Below are 17,649 nucleotides of genomic sequence, written 5' to 3'. Positions count from 1 at the left end.
AAGTGATTTTTCTATTGTCTAGTCAAATATTTCTGATAGAATGGTCACACCCTTTTCAATTTCAGCATCACTTAGTGTGATTGGTGGCAAAAGACGGATCACATTGGTTCCTGCAGTTAAGACAATCAACCCCTTATCTCGAGCCGACTGGACCAATTCTCCTAGATTGCCAGTAGTCTCGATTCCAATCATATAACCCAAGCCACGGACAGTGGTAACCGTCTCTTTATCAGATAAAGCCGCCTGCAATTTTGCTTGTAGCTTGTTTCCATTTTCAAGAGCAGTGTCAAGAAAACCAGGTGCTAACATAACTTCAAGCGTGGCCTTAGCCGCCGCCATAGCCAGCTTATTGCCTCCAAAGGTAGAGCCATGACTTCCGTAAGAGAAGGCTTCTCCAAGAGATGACTTAGCAAGCATGGCTCCAACTGGCACCCCATTTGCCAAACCTTTAGCCAAGGTAAAGATATCTGGTTCAATACCGTAGTGTTCATAAGCATAAAGCTTACCAGTACGACCGATACCAGTCTGAACCTCATCTACGATGAGATAAATACCCGTTTCCTTACAAAAATCAGACAAGGCCTTAACAAAGTCCTTATCCGCAGGTTGCACGCCTGATTCCCCTTGGACCAACTCCAACATAATAGCCGCTGTTTCGTCACTAGCTAGGGCTTTGACACTGTCTATGTCATTGAAAATGGCATAGCTAAAGTGAGGCACTCCTTCACCAAAACCTTGTTTGATTTTATCCTGACCAGTGGCAGACATGGAACCGAAGGTTCGACCATGGAAGGAATTTTGGAAGGTAATGATTTCTTGTTTGCCCGAAGCCTTACGGGCGATTTTAATGGCTGCCTCATTGGCCTCTGCACCACTGTTACAGAAAAAGGCCAGATAATCCTTGTTATCAATTAAAAGTCCAGCAACATCTTCTTGCAACTGATTGTCATAAAGATTAGGTTGGTGCAAAATCTTGCCCACCTGCTCTGTTAAAGCTTGATTGACATGGGGATGATAGCCAAGATTGGTTACCCCGATACCTGATGAAAAATCCAAGTAGGTCTTGCCAGTCGTATCTGTCAGGTAATTGCCATGGGCCGAAGCAAAATCAATCGCTGCCCGTTTATAATTTGAAAATAGTTTTGTCATCGTTTACTCCTTGATTATGGTACCATCTGTCAGGTTATCACCAATAATGACCTGCTCAACACCAGATTCAACCGTCTGAACAGCACTTTGAATTTTAGGAATCATGCCCCCAGTAATCACACCTGAATCTATTTTTTTCTGAACGTCCACAAGATTCAGATGCTCCAAAACCTGTCCATTCTCTAAAACACCTTTGACATCTGTCATAAGAATAAGTTTTTTGGCACCTAGACTAATTGCCACAGCTCTAGCAAGGTAATCGGCGTTGATATTGAGCAAATCACCCTGCTCACTGTAACCCAAGCTAGGAATCAAAGGAAGCTTGCTTTGAGCAAGGAGTGCTACTAGGGTCTGATTAGTGATATGGCTGACCTCACCCACAAAGCCATAAGTCTCTTGATCTAAGAAATCAGCATGGACAAGGTCTGGAAGCTCATCTATGACCTGATAGGCTGGCAAACCTGCCTGTCTCAACTGACCTGCTAAATTTTTCCCAACCATATCAACTAAGGCTTCTTTGATTAGACCCATATCTGACTGACTCGTCACACGCAGACCATTGACCTTGTGGATTGGGATATCATGTTCCTCCATGAGTTGATTGATCGCAAAGCCACCCCCATGGACGATGATTATTTTTTGACCAGCCTGCTGCCATTCTGACAGTTTAGTCAGTATCTCAGGAGTTAGCTGCTTACTGGCTACTCCACCAATCTTAATTACAATATATTCAGTAGTCATCAGTTAACTCCTTTTCCTTAGACAGTCTAAGTGTGATAGAGGGCATTAATCTTAACGTAATCGTAAGAAAGATCACAACCCCAAGCGGTTCCTTTTTCACGTCCAGCATGAAGATCTACCGTAATGGTAACTTCATCGACATGCATGATGTCTTTCATTTCCTCATCATCAAAGGCAACAGGACTAGAAGCTAGCATAACTGGCAGTCCGCCAATCATAATATCTACATTATCCACAGGCACATCCACACCAGCATAGCCAACAGCAGCTAAAATACGTCCCCAGTTAGGATCTTCACCAAAAATGGCTGTTTTGACCAGACTGGAACCGACAACAGATTTTGCCATCATACGGGCATCAAGGGCATTCGGAGCATTAACCACATCAACCTGGATGAGCTTATTGGCACCTTCACCGTCCTTGGCAATCTTTTTAGCCAGTTCTTGCATCACAAAATTCAGCATTTTTGAAAATTTATCGAACTCAGGTGTATCTGGCAGAATCTCTTCGTTGAGCGTGCAACCATTTGACATGACAAGCACCATATCATTAGTCGAAGTATCTCCGTCAACCGTAATCTGATTAAAGGTCTTTTCAACATTTTGGCTCAAGGCCAATTGGAGAGTCTCACTGGAAATATTGGCATCACAGGTAATAAAACCGAGCATGGTCGCCATATTAGGGTGAATCATACCTGATCCCTTAGCAACACCAGCCATAGTCACAACATCACGTCCAAAAGTCTCCGTCACAGCAATGGTCTTAGTCGCTGTATCTGTCGTCAAAATTGCCTTGGCGAAATCATCAGCATTACCATTAACCACTATCTTAGAAAGGCCATTTTTCAAGGTATCCATTGGTAGCAACTCACCAATAATCCCTGTAGAAGCCACACCAACCAAATCTGGTTCAACACCTAGCTTTTCAGCAGTCCACTCCTGCATGGTGTAAGCATCCTCCAATCCTTGGGTCCCTGTACAAGAATTAGCCACACCTGAGTTAACAACGATAGCCTTCATTTTGCCGGCCTTTTTTACCGATGTCTTGGTCACAATCAAAGGAGCTGCGATAACCTTATTAGTCGTGTAAACCCCTGCCACACTGGCTGGCTTTTCAGATACAATCCAACCAAAATCCATTTTTCTCTTTTTAAATCCTGCATGTAGCCCATCTGCTGAAAAACCAAGCGGACTAGCAATCGTTCCATCTATGACTTTCATATTTTTTCTCCTATTTCTGTTCTTATCTCTACAAGTATGACGGTGTCATAAGCAAGCCTTCTGTCTCATCCCACCCCTGCATGAGGTTGAGATTTTGAACCGCTTGGCCAGCGGCACCCTTGATCAAATTATCAATCACTGAAATAACCGTCAGAACATTGGTTTTCTCATTATAGGCAAAGCCAATATCTGTAAAATTCGATCCAATGACATTATGGAGCTCTGGTAAATTATCTTGCACACGTACAAAAGGTTTATCATCATAAGCTTTTGCAAAGGCTGAAGCGACATCAGAGACAGCTACGTCCTTCTTTAATTTGCAATAAACGGTAGCCATAATCCCACGATTAACCGGTAAAAGCGACGTTGAAAACTGAATCTCCGGCATATCAGCATCAAAAGCCCTCAAAGTCTGGACAATCTCTGGAATATGCTGATGATGATTGAGCTTATAGGTCACATAATTATCGTGAACATTGACAAAATGGCTAGACTCACTCAGCGCCTTACCAGCACCAGTTAAACCAGACTTGGCATCTACAATGACACTATCTATCTCAATCAAACCAGCAGCAACCAAAGGAATCAAGGCCAATTCTGTCGCCGTCGCGTAACATCCAGGGTTGGCAATAAATTTTTTATCCTTTACATCTGTATATTCTGACAATGCGTATGTAAATTTATTCAAAATCATTTCCTTAGCAGGTGATTTTTTATACCACTTTTCATAAATGGAAGCCGGCAAGCGATGATCACCAGATAAATCAATAATAGGAAAGCCAGCCTGAACAAATTCTTCTGCCAATGAACTAGCGACTCCAGAAGGTGTGGCAAAGAAGACTAAGTCTGCCTTTTCCATAATCTTTTGGGCATTGAAAGCTTCTATTTCTAAATCACAAACACCTGTCAAATAGGGATACACTTCAGACAATCGTCGGCCTACTTCCTTGGTTGCGTGAATAGAAACAAGTTCTGTTTTTTTATGATTATTCAAAATTTTAACTAACTCTAAACCACTATAACCAGTGATACCAACGATTGAAATTTTCATTTATGCACTCCTTTTTGAATAAATATGTGATTAGTTTATTGTATTTTTATTCATTTGTCAAGAGAAAATTGCAAAAATATGAAAAAACAAGCAGTATTTTCCAACCACTTGTTTCATAAATGCTATTTAATGATCAAATAAATGCAAATCTGCAATACGATTGACGGCCTCGACAAGACGTTCAGGCTCTACTAGCAGTCCGATACGAACATAAGCATCTCCCGCTGGTCCAAATCCTTTGCCTGGTGCCACAGCAACATGGGCCTTCTCAAGCAAAAGATCTGCAAAACTTTCACTGGTGTAGCCCTCAGGTACAGGCATCCAAGCATAGAAGGAACCTTTAGATGGAAAGGCCTGCCAGCCAATCTTAGCTGCTGCTTGCGTAAAAGCATCTCGACGGCTATCATAAACCGCATTTAGTTGGGCCACTGCCTCCTCAGATTTAGGATCTAAGAGAGCAGCAATCCCAGCATCCTGCAAAGCGGGAAAAATTCCCACAAAAAGGTGGTCCTGAATGAGGTTTAAGGCTTCAACCATCTCAGCATTTCCAGCCGCAAAAGCCAAGCGCCAACCTGCCATATTAAAGGTTTTTGAGAAGGTATAAAATTCAATTCCCACATCCTTGGCGCCGGGTACCGATAAAAAGCTAGGATTCTCATAACCCTGATAACCCAAAGCCCCGTAGGCCAAATCACTCACCACTCCTACCTCGTAGGTCTTAGCCCAGGCAACCAATTTTTCATAAAATGCCTTTGTTGCGACAGCCCCCGTAGGATTATTAGGGTAATTGATATAGATAAACTTAGCACGACGAGCTGTCTCCTCAGGAATAGCTTCCAAATCTGGCAAAAAATCATTTTCAGCCGTCAAAGGAAAGGTCTCATAGGTTACACGGCCCAGACTCACTCCCGACAAGTAGTCAGGGTAACCTGGGTCAGGCAGGAGCAAAAGGTCACCAGGATTCATCAAGGCTAAAGGCAATTCTACAAGACCAATCTTAGCTCCACCTGTGACACAAATCTCACGCTCCGCATCCAAATCAATCCCATAATGTTTCTTGTAAAAACTCGTAGTTGCTTCCTTGAAGGGACGATTGCTACGAAACTGAGAATACTTGTGGCTAGCTGGATTATGGGCTGAGGTACATAAGGCCTCAACAATATGGTCATAAGTCGGCTGGTCTGGATTTCCCTGGCCAAGGTTGATCACATCTGCGCCTTCAGCTACCTTGGCATTCACCTTAGCCACCAACCCTGCAAAAAACTGTTTTGGCAATTCTTTCAATAAATCAGATTCTTCAAATAACATAAACACTCCTTAATGATACAAGTCCGTGCGACGGTCCTCAAAAACGGGAATTTGACCTCGAACTCGGTCCACCTCTTCAAGATTAATATCAGCCGTAAAAATGCCCTCCTCATGTTCCTTAGCCTGCAAGACTACATTTCCCAGAGGATCTATAACCATGGAATGTCCCGAAAAGACATCGTCTGGTCCTGCTCCGACACGGTTAACAGCTACCACAAAGGCTTGGTTTTCAACTGCACGCGCCTTGAGTAAAATCTCCCATTGTTGCACACGAGGCTCAGGCCACTGAGCTACCACAAAAAGCACCTTGACCCCTTGCGCCATCTGTGTTCGCACCCATTCAGGAAAACGAATGTCGTAACAAATGACACTAGCCGCTGTCACACCATTAAGCTCAAAAACAGACTCCACAGTCCCAGCAGACATATACTGGTCCTCCGCCATCAATCCAAAAAGATGGACCTTACTGTAGGTATTGATTAAGTCCCCAGACTTATTGTAGACATAGGTTGTATTGTAGAATTTGCCATCTTTCTCAATGGCAACAGACCCTCCGAGAATAGCCACAGCATGTTCTCTGGCAAAATGAGATAAGAGAGCTTGAGATTCCAGTCCATCCTTATCTGCAAGTCCGTCAAGTTCATCTAAAGCATAGCCTGTATTCCACATTTCAGGAAGCACAATAACATCGGGATTGTCATCAAGCGCCCTTTCCAACATCTCTTTCACGTGTTTTACATTTTCAGCAGGCTGTCCGTGAGCAACATCCATCTGTACCAATGCGATTTTCATAGTAACCTCGATTCTATATTAACCATTATAGCACTCCAAAAGACGTCACAAAAATTGAAAAATTCAATCTCCTGATAAAGAGAGGCTATCAAAAAAGGCTGGACACGTTGTCCAACCTGATTCTTTATCTCATTAAGCAATATCGACGTAACGACGAGCACCACTTGCTGTCATGTATGAGAGCCATGTGTGACCATCGGCTGTCAAAACCTTATCGTAGTTAACGCTCATACCCTTATCATAGTAGGCCAATTCTGGGCTTGAAACCTTGGCTTCTGCCTTAATTGACGCACGGCCTGTGAAGGTATAACGGCCTGACTCTGGGAGACTTGGTTTCGCAGTTGGTTGACTTGCTTCAGCCTTGGCTGCGGCAATATCAACATAACGACGGGCACCGCTTGCTGTTACATATGAAAGCCATTGATGACCATCGGCTGTCAAAACCTTATCGTAGTTAACGCTCATACCCTTGTCATAGTAGGCCAACTCTGGGCTTGAAACCTTAGCTTCTGCCTTGATTGACGCACGACCTGTAAAGGTATAAGTGCCTGATTCTGGCAGACTTGGTTTATCCGCTGGTTTAGCAACCGGTTTAACTTCTGTAGCTTTAACTGTTGCAATATCAACGTAACGACGGGCACCACTTGCTGTTACATATGAAAGCCATTGATGACCATCAGCTGTCAGAACCTTGTCGTAGTTTACAGTCATACCCTTATCATAGTAGGCCAATTCTGGACTTGAAACCTTGGCTTCTGCCTTGATTGACGCACGACCTGTAAAGGTATAAGTGCCTGATTCTGGCAGACTTGGTTTATCCGCTGGTTTAGCAACCGGTTTAACTTCTGTAGCTTTAACTGTTGCAATATCAACGTAACGGCGGGCACCGCTTGCTGTTATGTATGAAAGCCATTGATGACCATCGGCTGTCAAAACCTTGTCGTAGTTTACAGTCATACCCTTATCATAGTAGGCCAATTCTGGGCTTGAAACTTTGGCTTCTGCCTTAATTGACGCACGACCTGTGAAAGTATAAGTTCCTGTCGCTGGAAGACTTGGTTGGTCCGCTGGTTTAGCAACTGGTTTGGCTTCTGGTTTAGTTTCTGTAGCTTTAACTGTTGCAATATCAACGTAACGACGGGCACCGCTTGCTGTCATGTATGAAAGCCATTGATGACCATCGGCTGTCAAAACCTTATCGTAGTTAACGCTCATACCCTTGTCATAGTAGGCCAACTCTGGGCTTGAAACCTTAGCTTCTGCCTTGATTGACGCACGACCTGTGAAGGTATAAGTGCCTGTCGCTGGAAGGTTGATGGCACCTGTAGTGGCTGGTTTGCTTTCAGCAGGTTTGCTGCTAGTAGCATAATCGCCACCTTCAATTCCAAAGTACTCTTCCAAGCTTAATCCTGAATCATGGATATCTTTAGCTTCTTTACCCACATAGCGGATATGCCATGCTTCTGGCATGTAGCCAGTTGAAGCTTCTTTACCTGCTTGGAAACGCACGATAAAGCCATAGTTATGTGCATTATCTTTAAGCCATTGACTAGCACGTGAATCTTCAAGCAAATTACCAGATTTGTCAGTCAAGTCAAAGACCAATCCAGTTTGGTGTTCGCTAAATCCAGGACGAGCTGAGTAACGGTCCGCTGCTGCTTGACCATCACGACTAACATAGTTGTCGTAAAGAGTCTTTTGATAATCGTAAGAACGGAAACCACTGTATGAACGTCCAACATTCAAACCTTGGTTAATCATATCGTCACGAAGACGAACAAAGGCTGCCTTAGCTGTTGGGTTTTCACCTGGGTTATAGTCCTTAGAAAGACCGTGTTTTTTATTGACAATAATAATATCATCGTATTTACCACGAACACTGTAATAAGAACCGTTATTAGTCAATTTCCCTGTTACATGGGATTCATTAGATTGAGGGACTGTGGCTGTAGTTTCGGTAATATAAGTTCGTTTACCATCCAACATATAGTAAAGATGCACAGAATAGGTACCAGCATCGCCCTTGTGACTGGCTGTATCTACATGAACCTTGTAGCTACCATCTGACTGCTTATCAGCATGGTACCATGTAAGGTCATCTTGACCATTCTTATCTGACCAGATTGGGACACGGACTTCTTGGACTGTCTTGCCGCCACCTGAAACATTAGTTACGACAACATCAAATCCATTAGAGGTTTGGTTGGTGATCGTCAATTCCCCTGCTACTTGAGATTCAGGGACTGTGGCTGTAGTTTCTGTGATATAGGTTCTCTTACCATCTAACATATAATAAAGATGCACAGCATAGGTACCAGCATCGCCCTTGTGGCTGGCTTTATCTACATGAACCTTGTAGCTACCATCTGACTGTTTGTCAGCATGGTACCAAGTGAGGTCATCTTGACCATTCTTATCTGACCAAATTGGAACACGCACTTCTTGGACTGTCTTGCCGCCACCTGAAACATTGGTAACCACAACATCGAAGCCATTAGACGTTTGGTTGGTAATCGTCAATTTTCCTGTTACTTGAGTTTCAGGGATTGTGGCTGTAGTTTCGGTAATATAAGTTCGCTTACCATCCAACATATAGTAAAGATGCACAGCATAGGTACCAGCATCGCCCTTGTGGCTGGCTTTATCTACATGAACCTTGTAGCTACCGTCTGATTGTTTGTCAGCATGGTACCAAGTGAGGTCATCTTGACCATTCTTATCTGACCAAATTGGAACACGAACTTCTTGAACTGTCTTGCCACCACCTGAAACATCAGTTACGACAACATCAAAGCCATTAGAGGTTTGGTTGGTAATCGTCAATTTTCCTGCTACTTGAGATTCAGGAACTGTAGCCTTAGTTTCTGTAATATAAGTTCTCTTGCCATCCAACACATAGTAAAGATGCACAGAATAGCTACCAGTATCACCCTTATGGCTGGCTTTATCTACGTGAACCTTGTAGCTACCGTCTGATTGTTTGTCGGCATGGTACCAAGTGAGATCGTCTTGACCATTCTTATCTGACCAAATTGGAACACGAACTTCTTGAACTGTCTTGCCACCACCTGAAACATTGGTAACCACAACATCGAAGCCGTTAGAAGTTTGGTTGCTTATAGTAAGGTCACCTGAAACACGGTTTTCTTGTGGCTTAGACTCAGTAGTTTTCAAAGTCGCAATATCCACATAACGACGTGTACCACTGTAACTAATGTAAGAAATCCATTGGTGGTTATCCGCAGTCAAGACCTTGTCATAGTTCACTTTGTAGCCTTTTTCCAAGGTATAAAGCGTTTCTGCAGAGGCCTTAGGTTCGTTTTTAACATTCAAGCTACGTGTCACATTATAAGTACCACTTGCTGGAAGTTTTTCAGCACCAGTAGTTTCTGGTTTTGCTTGATTGTTTTCTGTTGGCTTAGCAGCTGGTGTTTCAGCTTTGGCAGGTGTCAAAGTCGCAATATCGGCATAATAGCGAACATAGTCATAACCAAGGTAAGAAATCCATTGGTGATTATCCGCAGTCAAAACTTTGTCATAGATGACATGGTCACCCTTACTGAAAACAAAAGTAGGTTTGAGATCTGCTTTTGGTTCTTTCTTAATATCTGTGTCACGTGTAAAGTAGAAAGTTCCTGTCGCTGGGATGTTCAAAGCCCCTGTTGTAGCTTGAGCGCCATTAGAAGGCTTACCATCCCCACTACCACTGTTACCACTGCCGCTACCAGCCGCCACTGGTTTTACTGGCGCATAACGACGCACGCCAGAGTATGATTTGTAGCTAATCCATTGGTAGCCGTCAGCTGTCACGACTTGGTCGTAAAAGACGCTATCCCCTGGATTCACATAAAATTCAGCCTTGGCAGAAATCTTAGGTTGATTCTTGATTTCTGTACGTTCCTTGTAGACATAAGTTCCTTGGCTTGGAAGGTCACTGTCTGTAGTAGTTGTTGGTGTGCTCACCAAGCTAGTATTAACAGCCGCTCTCACCATACTAGATACATCAAGATTAGCATCTTTTTCAGCTAGATTTGAGCGATTTGTCACAGCTGAAGGGGCAACTGCAGTTTCAGATGCTTTATCAGCTGTTTGTGAGGCACTGACTTCACTTGTCGCTTCGCTAGTAGCAGTTTCACTAACTGTTTGACTCGTTGTTGAAGTTTCGCTAGCTTTCTCACTTGACGCCACTCCATTAGTTGCTACGCCACTGAAAATATCAGCCGCTGTTAAGGCATCACTATCTGAAGTCGCACGCAAAGTGGCATCTGAAGTCGTTGTGACTTCGTGGTGTTCGTCAGCCAAAGCTTGGCCCGCAAAGACCAAACTAGCTCCTAAAAGAACTGACGCAGCCCCAAAAGAATATTTACGAATTGAAAAACGTTGTTGTTCGTGTAAAAATTTTTCTCGTTTCATATTATTATTTCTCTCTATCAAATTGTTATTACCGATTGATTGTAACATTAGGTGACAAATATTACAAGTGTTTTACAAAAATTACTTTATATTTCTCACTTGTCCACTAGTATACCAAATTTTTTGACTTGTTCCCACTTAAATCATAAACTGTCCGATTTTCGTCATAATCGAAAAAAATGACTGATTATACTTATATATTCGTTGTTTTTCCAAAAAAATGGAAAATAAAGTAAAAACACGATAGCTTTAAATGCCATCATGTTTCATTTTTGAACCTTATATCAATGTCCTACATCTGAATATGAAATGTAATAACGTTGCCCATCTTTGACAAAACTATACCAGTTTCCATCAGGTAAAATTTCATATTTATCCCAATCAACATCACCTGCAGGCATTTTAGAAACAACCCCACTGTCTTTATCTGGTGCAGCATAGACAGGGGTTTCCTCATCAAGTGTCAATGTTCCAGAAGTAGCTTTCCAAGCACCTCGACCACCCTCAACTCCTCCAACTTGAGAAGCTGGTGTTGTTGCTTCAGCCACTTGTCCGCCATCTGTAGTACCTGCTTGAGCTTGTTCTTGAGAAGAAGCCTTAGGTGCTACTGCTGAGGCCTGATTGTCATTTTCTTCATTTGTGACTGCCGAAGATGATGATCGAGTTGATTTTTTATCCTTCTTAACGACCTTACTTGAGCTTGAAGATGACTTTTTAACCGTTTGGACTGAACTGCTACTTGTGCCAACACGCGCTGATTCATGGCTGTTAAATTTAGTCACCAAAAAGATAGCGAGGGTAACTACGATAAGGGCTAATACTAAACCAATAAGTTTACTTGTATTTTTCATGATTAATATTCCTTTTATTTGTTTTTCGTTACAAATATAACATCTTTATTTCTATATTTCAATACAATTTCATAAAATAATATAAAAATATTTCCTGCGATCTTCTATAATAGGGTGACCCCTATGTCTTAGCTAATAGCAATATAGCGACGTGCACCTGAATATGATAAGTAAGAAATCCAATAGTGACCATCTGCCTGAATAAGACTATCATAATTCACGGTATTTCCAGCATCATAGTATGCCAACTCAGGTGCAGAAATCTTTGGTTCTGCTTTGATACTTGCATAGCCTTTAAAAGTATAAACACCACTATTAGGAATTGATGGTTTAGAAGGATTAGATATAGTTGAAGCACTTTCTACAGTTGAAAGCTTTTGTACTGGAATATAGCGACGGTTTCCAGCATATGATAGATAAGAAATCCAGACATAACCATCTGCTTGGAGTGTTTTATCATAATTAACAGTATTTCCTGCTTCATAATAGGCAAGTTCTGGGGCAGACATTTTAGGTTCAGCTTTAATGCTTACTCTCTCTGTAAATTGATAAGATCCTGAAGAAGCTAAATTACTTCCTGTATTATCTGTTGGTGTTGGAGTATCAGGGATACTTGTATTTCCACCTTTTAAGTCTTTAAAATGGATGTAACCAGTATAATGGGAAATAGGTAATGTTTGAGTATGGTAACTATGATCATATATACCATTGATATACCAATTGTACTCCTCAATAATAACATTATCACCACGGACATCCGCTACCCATGCAACATGTCCATACCCGCCATCATCGAAATATGCTACAGATCCTCTAGCTGGAGTTTTATCTACACGATAGCCATACCCTCTAGCAGAAGCACCCCATTGGGCTCCATTTCCCAATGCTCGAGGTGGTTCAATATGATTCACATTTTTTAATCTATAAGCAACGAAAGATGTACAGTTACCCATAGCATATCCCCACTGGTCGTATCCTTCAGCAAACCTCCACGCTGCTGGGTAATCATCACCAATTCTAGGATTAGTTGACATTGGTCGTCTGATATTTCCAACACTGAATAATCGCGAATAACCAGTACTTGGTATTGTTGGCTTATTATCTGTTTTTATTTCAGGAACTTTTGGATCAGAAATTTTCTCTGTTACAGTAACTTTTTCAGTCTCCTTATCTTCACGTACCTCGGACTCAATTTTTTTATTTGCCTCATTTGAAATGCTTGGAGTAGTAATTTTTTTATCAGATGACTTATCAGTATTTGTCGCTACGTTAACCTTTTCTTCTACTGTTGATATCGCTTCAGTAGTATTTTCAACTTTGTGAGTTTCATTCGTAGTAACTGTTTCAACATGCTGAGAACTTTCACTTGTCTTTTCTGGAGTCACAGCACTTGAAAGTGCTTTAGCAGGTTCCAAACTATCCTTTGGAACTGAAACAGTAGCTTCAGAAAGAGCAATCTCAGTATTGAAGAAGTTACTTTCTCTGATACAACTCCATTATCGCTAGTAATACTTGCAGTTGATTCAGAAACAGCCGTTTGCTCATCAGCATGAGCAGTCTGTACACCAGAAAGTAGGAAAACCCCTAAAAGCACAGAAGCAGCACCAAAAGAATACTTACGAATTGAGAAACGTTGACTAGTACAGTTGAAATAACTATTCTTCATAATAGAAAAATCTCCTTAAATTTTTTACATTAAAAATGTATAGCATCAAAAATTAATTATTTTCATACTTGTCATAAAATACTCAAATTCCGTCATAATCAGAAAATAACATTTTAAAATAAAAATACTATATACATCAAACTGCCATGTTTTTTGGAACAAGCATCTTAGCAACAATCTCTTTTTGTTTAGCTTTTGAAACCAAGCATGACTCTCCGTTTTCAAAATAAATAATACCTAACTCTTTGTCCAATCTCACAATGTTTTCGGGATTTACAACAAATGATTTATGGCATTTATACAGTCTGCAATCTTGTTTCACAATTTTTGATAATTGACCATAGAACTCAATCTGCTCTTCCGTTGTATGAAGAATCACCTTATGAACTGTTGGAGATGTTTCAAAATAAAGAATCTTATGAAAAGGAACTTGTATAGTTGCATTCTTTGTATCTACCGTAAAAGCACACTCTATTTGGCTCAAACCATTTTTAGAAAGTGCTAATCCAATATCAGAAATAAGCCTATCTTCATATTCATTATCAGGCAAATTCTCATCAATAAAATCAAGTGCAGCTAAGCGATACTGAAAGGTTGATGGTAGGAGTTCGGGATGTGCTGTGATGAAAACAATACTAGCATACGGATCTCGCTCACGTATCTGTTGAGCAACCAATATTCCCCCTTCGACATCACTATCAGTTGCAATATCTAGGAAAAACAGTAAGTGCGAGCCCCTTTCCGTAATACGCTCTAATAATTGATTAGGTTTATCGTATAAATCGACCTTCCCAATTCTTAAAATATATATTTGTTTGGACTTGTGGATAGCATCCTCAAGACGAGCTTGTTGAAAATAATCTTCTTCTAAAACAAAAATATCTAACATGCTCAGTACCTCCGTTTTATATCATTTTCTTTCAATAACTTGATGAATTAGCTACGTATAGAACGAATCCTATACTTTCACCTTGATTTTACAACTTTCGCTAATTTACGGCAAATATTTCCAAAACATATTGAACAATATATTTATTCAACTCTTGAAACTAAAAAAACACCACCCTCAAAAGAGAGTGATGTTACAACTCTTAAGAAATATCCACATAGCGTCTTGCACCGCTATAGGTTACATAAGACAACCAGGTGTGGCCATCAGCTGTAAGGACCTTGTCATAGCGAACGGACATGCCTTTATCATAGTAGGCTAACTCTGGACTTGCAACACTTGGTTGAGTCTTGATAGAGCTAGGTTGGGTAAAGGTATAAGTGCCGGTTGCTGCTAGGCTTGGACTTGTTGGTTGAGCAACTGCTGTTGCCTTACCATCAATAGAAATGTAACGACGGCTACCTCCACGACTAAGGTAAGAGAGCCATGTATGACCATCTGCAGTCACCAATCTGTCATAGTTAACGGACATACCAGCATCATAGTAGGCCAACTCTGGACTTGCAACACTTGGTTCTGCTTTAATGCTAGAGCGTTCCTTGAAAGTATAGGTGCCAGATGAAGGTGTGCTTGGTTGGACTGGTTGTTCTACAGGTTTAGTCACACTCGTTGGTGCGATAGCTACATAGAAACGTTGTCCTGAGTAGCTAAGATAAGAAAGCCATGTATAGCCGTCATTATTGACAACCTTGTCATAGTTGACTGACATGCCAGCATCGTAGTAGCTAACATCTGGGTTGGCTACCAAAGGTTGAGTCTTGATGCCAGTACGAGCGGTAAAGGTATATGAACCTGAAGCTGGAAGATTGTGGCGAGTTGCATTTTGAACTGGAACAGTTGTGCTAGTGCCTCCGATACCTACCATCTTACCGTCTTGAACATAGTAGAGATGGACAATGTATTCGCCTGCTTCAGCCTTATGGTCGCTAACATTGATGCGAACCTTGTAGCTACCATCACTTTGTCTGTCAGCTTGGTGCCATACAAGGTCGTCTTGGCCGTCCTTAGCTGTCCAAACTGGAACACTTACTCCTTGAATAGCCTTGTCACCACCAGAAACATTAGTGATATGAACGTCGAAACCAAGGTTAGAGAGATTTTCAATATTGATAGTACCACTTGGTTTGCTTTCTTGTTGAGCAAGTTTTGCCACAGCTACATAACGGCGGTTACCATTAAAGCTGAGGTAAGAAAGCCATTGATAACCATCACCACTGACAATCTTGTCATAGTTAACTGACATACCAGCATCATAGTAGGCCAACTCTGGACTTACCACACTTGGTTCTGCTTTAATGCTAGAGCGTTCCTTGAAAGTATAGGTGCCAGATGAAGGTGTACTTGGTTGGACTGGTTGTTCTACAGGTTTAGTCACGCTCGTTGGTGCGATAGCCACATAGAAACGATTTCCTGAATAGCTGAGATAAGAAAGCCATGTATAGCCGTCATTATTGACAACCTTGTCATAGTTGACTGACATACCAGCATCGTAGTAACTAACATCTGGGTTAGCTACCAAAGGTTGAGTCTTGATGCCAGAACGAGCCGTAAAGGTATATGAACCTGAAGCTGGAAGGTTGTGGCGGGTTGCATTTTGAACTGGAACAGTTGTGCTAGTGCCTCCGATACCTACCATCTTACCGTCTTGGACATAGTAGAGATGAACAATGTATTCGCCTGCTTCAGACTTATGGTCACTAACATTAATACGAACCTTGTAGCTACCATCACTTTGTCTGTCAGCTTGGTGCCATACCAAATCGTCTTGGCCGTCTTTAACTGTCCAAACTGGAACACTGACGCCTTGGATAGCCTTGTCGCCACCAGAAACATTGGTGATATGAACATCAAAACCAAGGTTAGAGAGATTTTCAATATTAATAGTACCGCTTGGTTTGCTTTCTTGTTGAGCAAGTTTTGCCACAGCTACATAACGGCGATTGCCATTGTAGCTGAGATAAGAAAGCCATTGATAACCATCACCACTGACAATCTTGTCATAGTTGACTGACATGCCAGCATCGTAGTAGGCCAACTCTGGGCTTGCTACACGAGGTTCTGCCTTGATGCTAGAGCGTTCTTTAAAAGTATAAGTTCCTGCATCAGGAAGGCTATAACTAGTTGTTGTATGCGTTTCTTCAACCTTGGCAGGAACTGTGTAAGTGGTGCCACCCACACCAACTAATTTACCATTAGTTTCAACATAGTAAAGATGAACATTGTAGAGACCACGTTCATTCTTGTGGTCACTTAGACTGACATTAACCTTGTAGTTACCATTGTTAAGACGAGTCGCATTGTACCAGATGATATCATCTTGACCGTTCTTTTCAGACCAGATTGGAACGGATACCCCGAGGACACCGTTTTGGTCTGAAACATTACTGATAACGACACTAAAATCACCATTGTCATGGCTTTCAATAGCGATATCGCCTCTTGGTTTAGCTACAGCCTCTACAGTAGCACCTAGGTCGACGTAACGACGAGTACCATTGTATGACACATAAGAAATCCAACGGTGGTTGTCAGCAAGCAAAGATCTATCGTAGTTGACTGACATACCTGGATCAAAATTGAACTCAGTCTTAGCAGTCAAGCTAGGTTGGTTCTTCACATCTGCAGGTTTAGTGAAGTAATAAGTACCACGTTCAGGAATGGTTTCATCTCTAGTCGCTTCAGTGGTGCTACTAGTGGTTTCAGTTTTCAAAGCTGCGATATCAGCGTAGTAGCGTTCATAGTCGTAACCAATGTAAGAAATCCATTGGTGATTGTCTCTCTTCAAGACCTTGTCATAGATAACATGGTCGCCTGCACTAAAGACAAAAGTAGGTTTGATATCCATGATTGGCGCAGTACGAATTTCTGTTGTGCGACGGAAATAATAGGTACCGTTTGATGGGATATCAAGAGAACCATCTGCAGTCACTGGACCATCTACACCAGGTTGAGGAGTATCCACAGCTTCACGGTCAGTACCTCTAACTTCTGCTACTTCTGAAGTTGCTGAACGGTCCGTTTCACTAGCTACTTCAGAGCTAGCTACTGATGACACTTCATAACGTGGGCTAGCCACCTCTGAGCTCGCAACAGAAGCAACAGTAGATGCAGATTGAGCAACCTCTGCTGGTACTTCCAAAGAAGCAGCCTCGCTGACCACTACACTACTAGCTTCAGAGGAAGCAACTTCACTGCTAACAAGCTTAGGTCTTGGCGCTTCAGATCTTGAAGCTGGTTGATTGAGGACATCGGTAACAGCTTCTGAAGTTGCTTGGTCAATTTGGGGTGCTTCAGAATTATTTACAGTAACTTCATAGTCCGTGATAGAACCTGTGCCATTAGCTTGTTCCTGAGCCAAAGCATGCCCACCAAGCATCAAGCTCGCACCAATCAAGACTGATGCAGCTCCAAAAGAATATTTACGAATAGAATAACGTTGACGTTCCTTGATAACATTTGCCTTTCTCATTTTGATCACTCTCACTTTCTAGGCTGTTTCATAAAATAAT

The 17,649-nt window shown here is 41.8% G+C and carries 10 protein-coding genes and 1 pseudogene; all 11 read right to left on the bottom strand.

The genetic code is table 11. The features are described from left to right. Positions 1 to 18: 18 nt before the first annotated feature. A complete protein-coding gene (locus QRD39_RS05225) occupies positions 19 to 1,149 on the bottom strand; it encodes an acetylornithine transaminase (RefSeq protein ID WP_285955897.1) in 1,131 nt (376 codons plus the stop codon). 3 nt (positions 1,150 to 1,152) lie between these two features. Further along, positions 1,153 to 1,890 carry an acetylglutamate kinase gene (gene argB / locus QRD39_RS05220; protein WP_285955896.1) on the bottom strand — a complete coding sequence of 246 codons (738 nt, stop codon included), beginning with the start codon at positions 1,888 to 1,890 and terminating at the stop codon, positions 1,153 to 1,155. Between the two features lie 26 nt (positions 1,891 to 1,916). After that, the gene (argJ, locus tag QRD39_RS05215; protein WP_285955895.1) at positions 1,917 to 3,110 is read right to left on the bottom strand and encodes a bifunctional ornithine acetyltransferase/N-acetylglutamate synthase; all 1,194 of its coding nucleotides are present in this window, start codon (positions 3,108 to 3,110) and stop codon (positions 1,917 to 1,919) included. Between the two features lie 28 nt (positions 3,111 to 3,138). Next, positions 3,139 to 4,161, bottom strand: a complete 1,023-nt coding sequence (gene argC / locus QRD39_RS05210) for an N-acetyl-gamma-glutamyl-phosphate reductase (RefSeq protein WP_285955894.1) — start codon at positions 4,159 to 4,161, stop codon at positions 3,139 to 3,141. Positions 4,162 to 4,287: 126 nt separating this feature from the next. Beyond that, positions 4,288 to 5,469, bottom strand: coding sequence for a pyridoxal phosphate-dependent aminotransferase (locus QRD39_RS05205; RefSeq protein ID WP_285955893.1), 1,182 nt, complete (start codon positions 5,467 to 5,469; stop codon positions 4,288 to 4,290). Between the two features lie 9 nt (positions 5,470 to 5,478). After that, a complete protein-coding gene (locus QRD39_RS05200) occupies positions 5,479 to 6,261 on the bottom strand; it encodes a carbon-nitrogen family hydrolase (protein WP_285955892.1) in 783 nt (260 codons plus the stop codon). A gap of 132 nt (positions 6,262 to 6,393) precedes the next feature. Beyond that, entirely contained in the window at positions 6,394 to 10,674 is a 4,281-nt protein-coding gene (ldcB, locus tag QRD39_RS05195) for an LD-carboxypeptidase LdcB/DacB (protein ID WP_285955891.1), read from the bottom strand. 284 nt (positions 10,675 to 10,958) lie between these two features. Then, complete coding sequence (locus QRD39_RS05190; RefSeq protein WP_021145917.1) at positions 10,959 to 11,525, bottom strand: hypothetical protein; 567 nt, start codon at positions 11,523 to 11,525, stop codon at positions 10,959 to 10,961. Positions 11,526 to 11,653: 128 nt separating this feature from the next. Next, positions 11,654 to 13,191 (bottom strand): annotated as a pseudogene (locus tag QRD39_RS05185) (SH3 domain-containing protein). A gap of 136 nt (positions 13,192 to 13,327) precedes the next feature. Beyond that, positions 13,328 to 14,080 carry a response regulator transcription factor gene (locus QRD39_RS05175; protein WP_285955888.1) on the bottom strand — a complete coding sequence of 251 codons (753 nt, stop codon included), beginning with the start codon at positions 14,078 to 14,080 and terminating at the stop codon, positions 13,328 to 13,330. Between the two features lie 202 nt (positions 14,081 to 14,282). Beyond that, a complete protein-coding gene (locus QRD39_RS05170; protein WP_285955887.1) occupies positions 14,283 to 17,609 on the bottom strand; it encodes an SH3 domain-containing protein in 3,327 nt (1,108 codons plus the stop codon). Between the last annotated feature and the right edge of the window lie 40 nt (positions 17,610 to 17,649).

The sequence above is a fragment of the Streptococcus raffinosi genome (genome assembly GCF_030284685.1).
GTDB classification, from domain to species: domain Bacteria; phylum Bacillota; class Bacilli; order Lactobacillales; family Streptococcaceae; genus Streptococcus; species Streptococcus raffinosi.
This window is presented reverse-complemented; position numbering and strand designations above follow the sequence as displayed.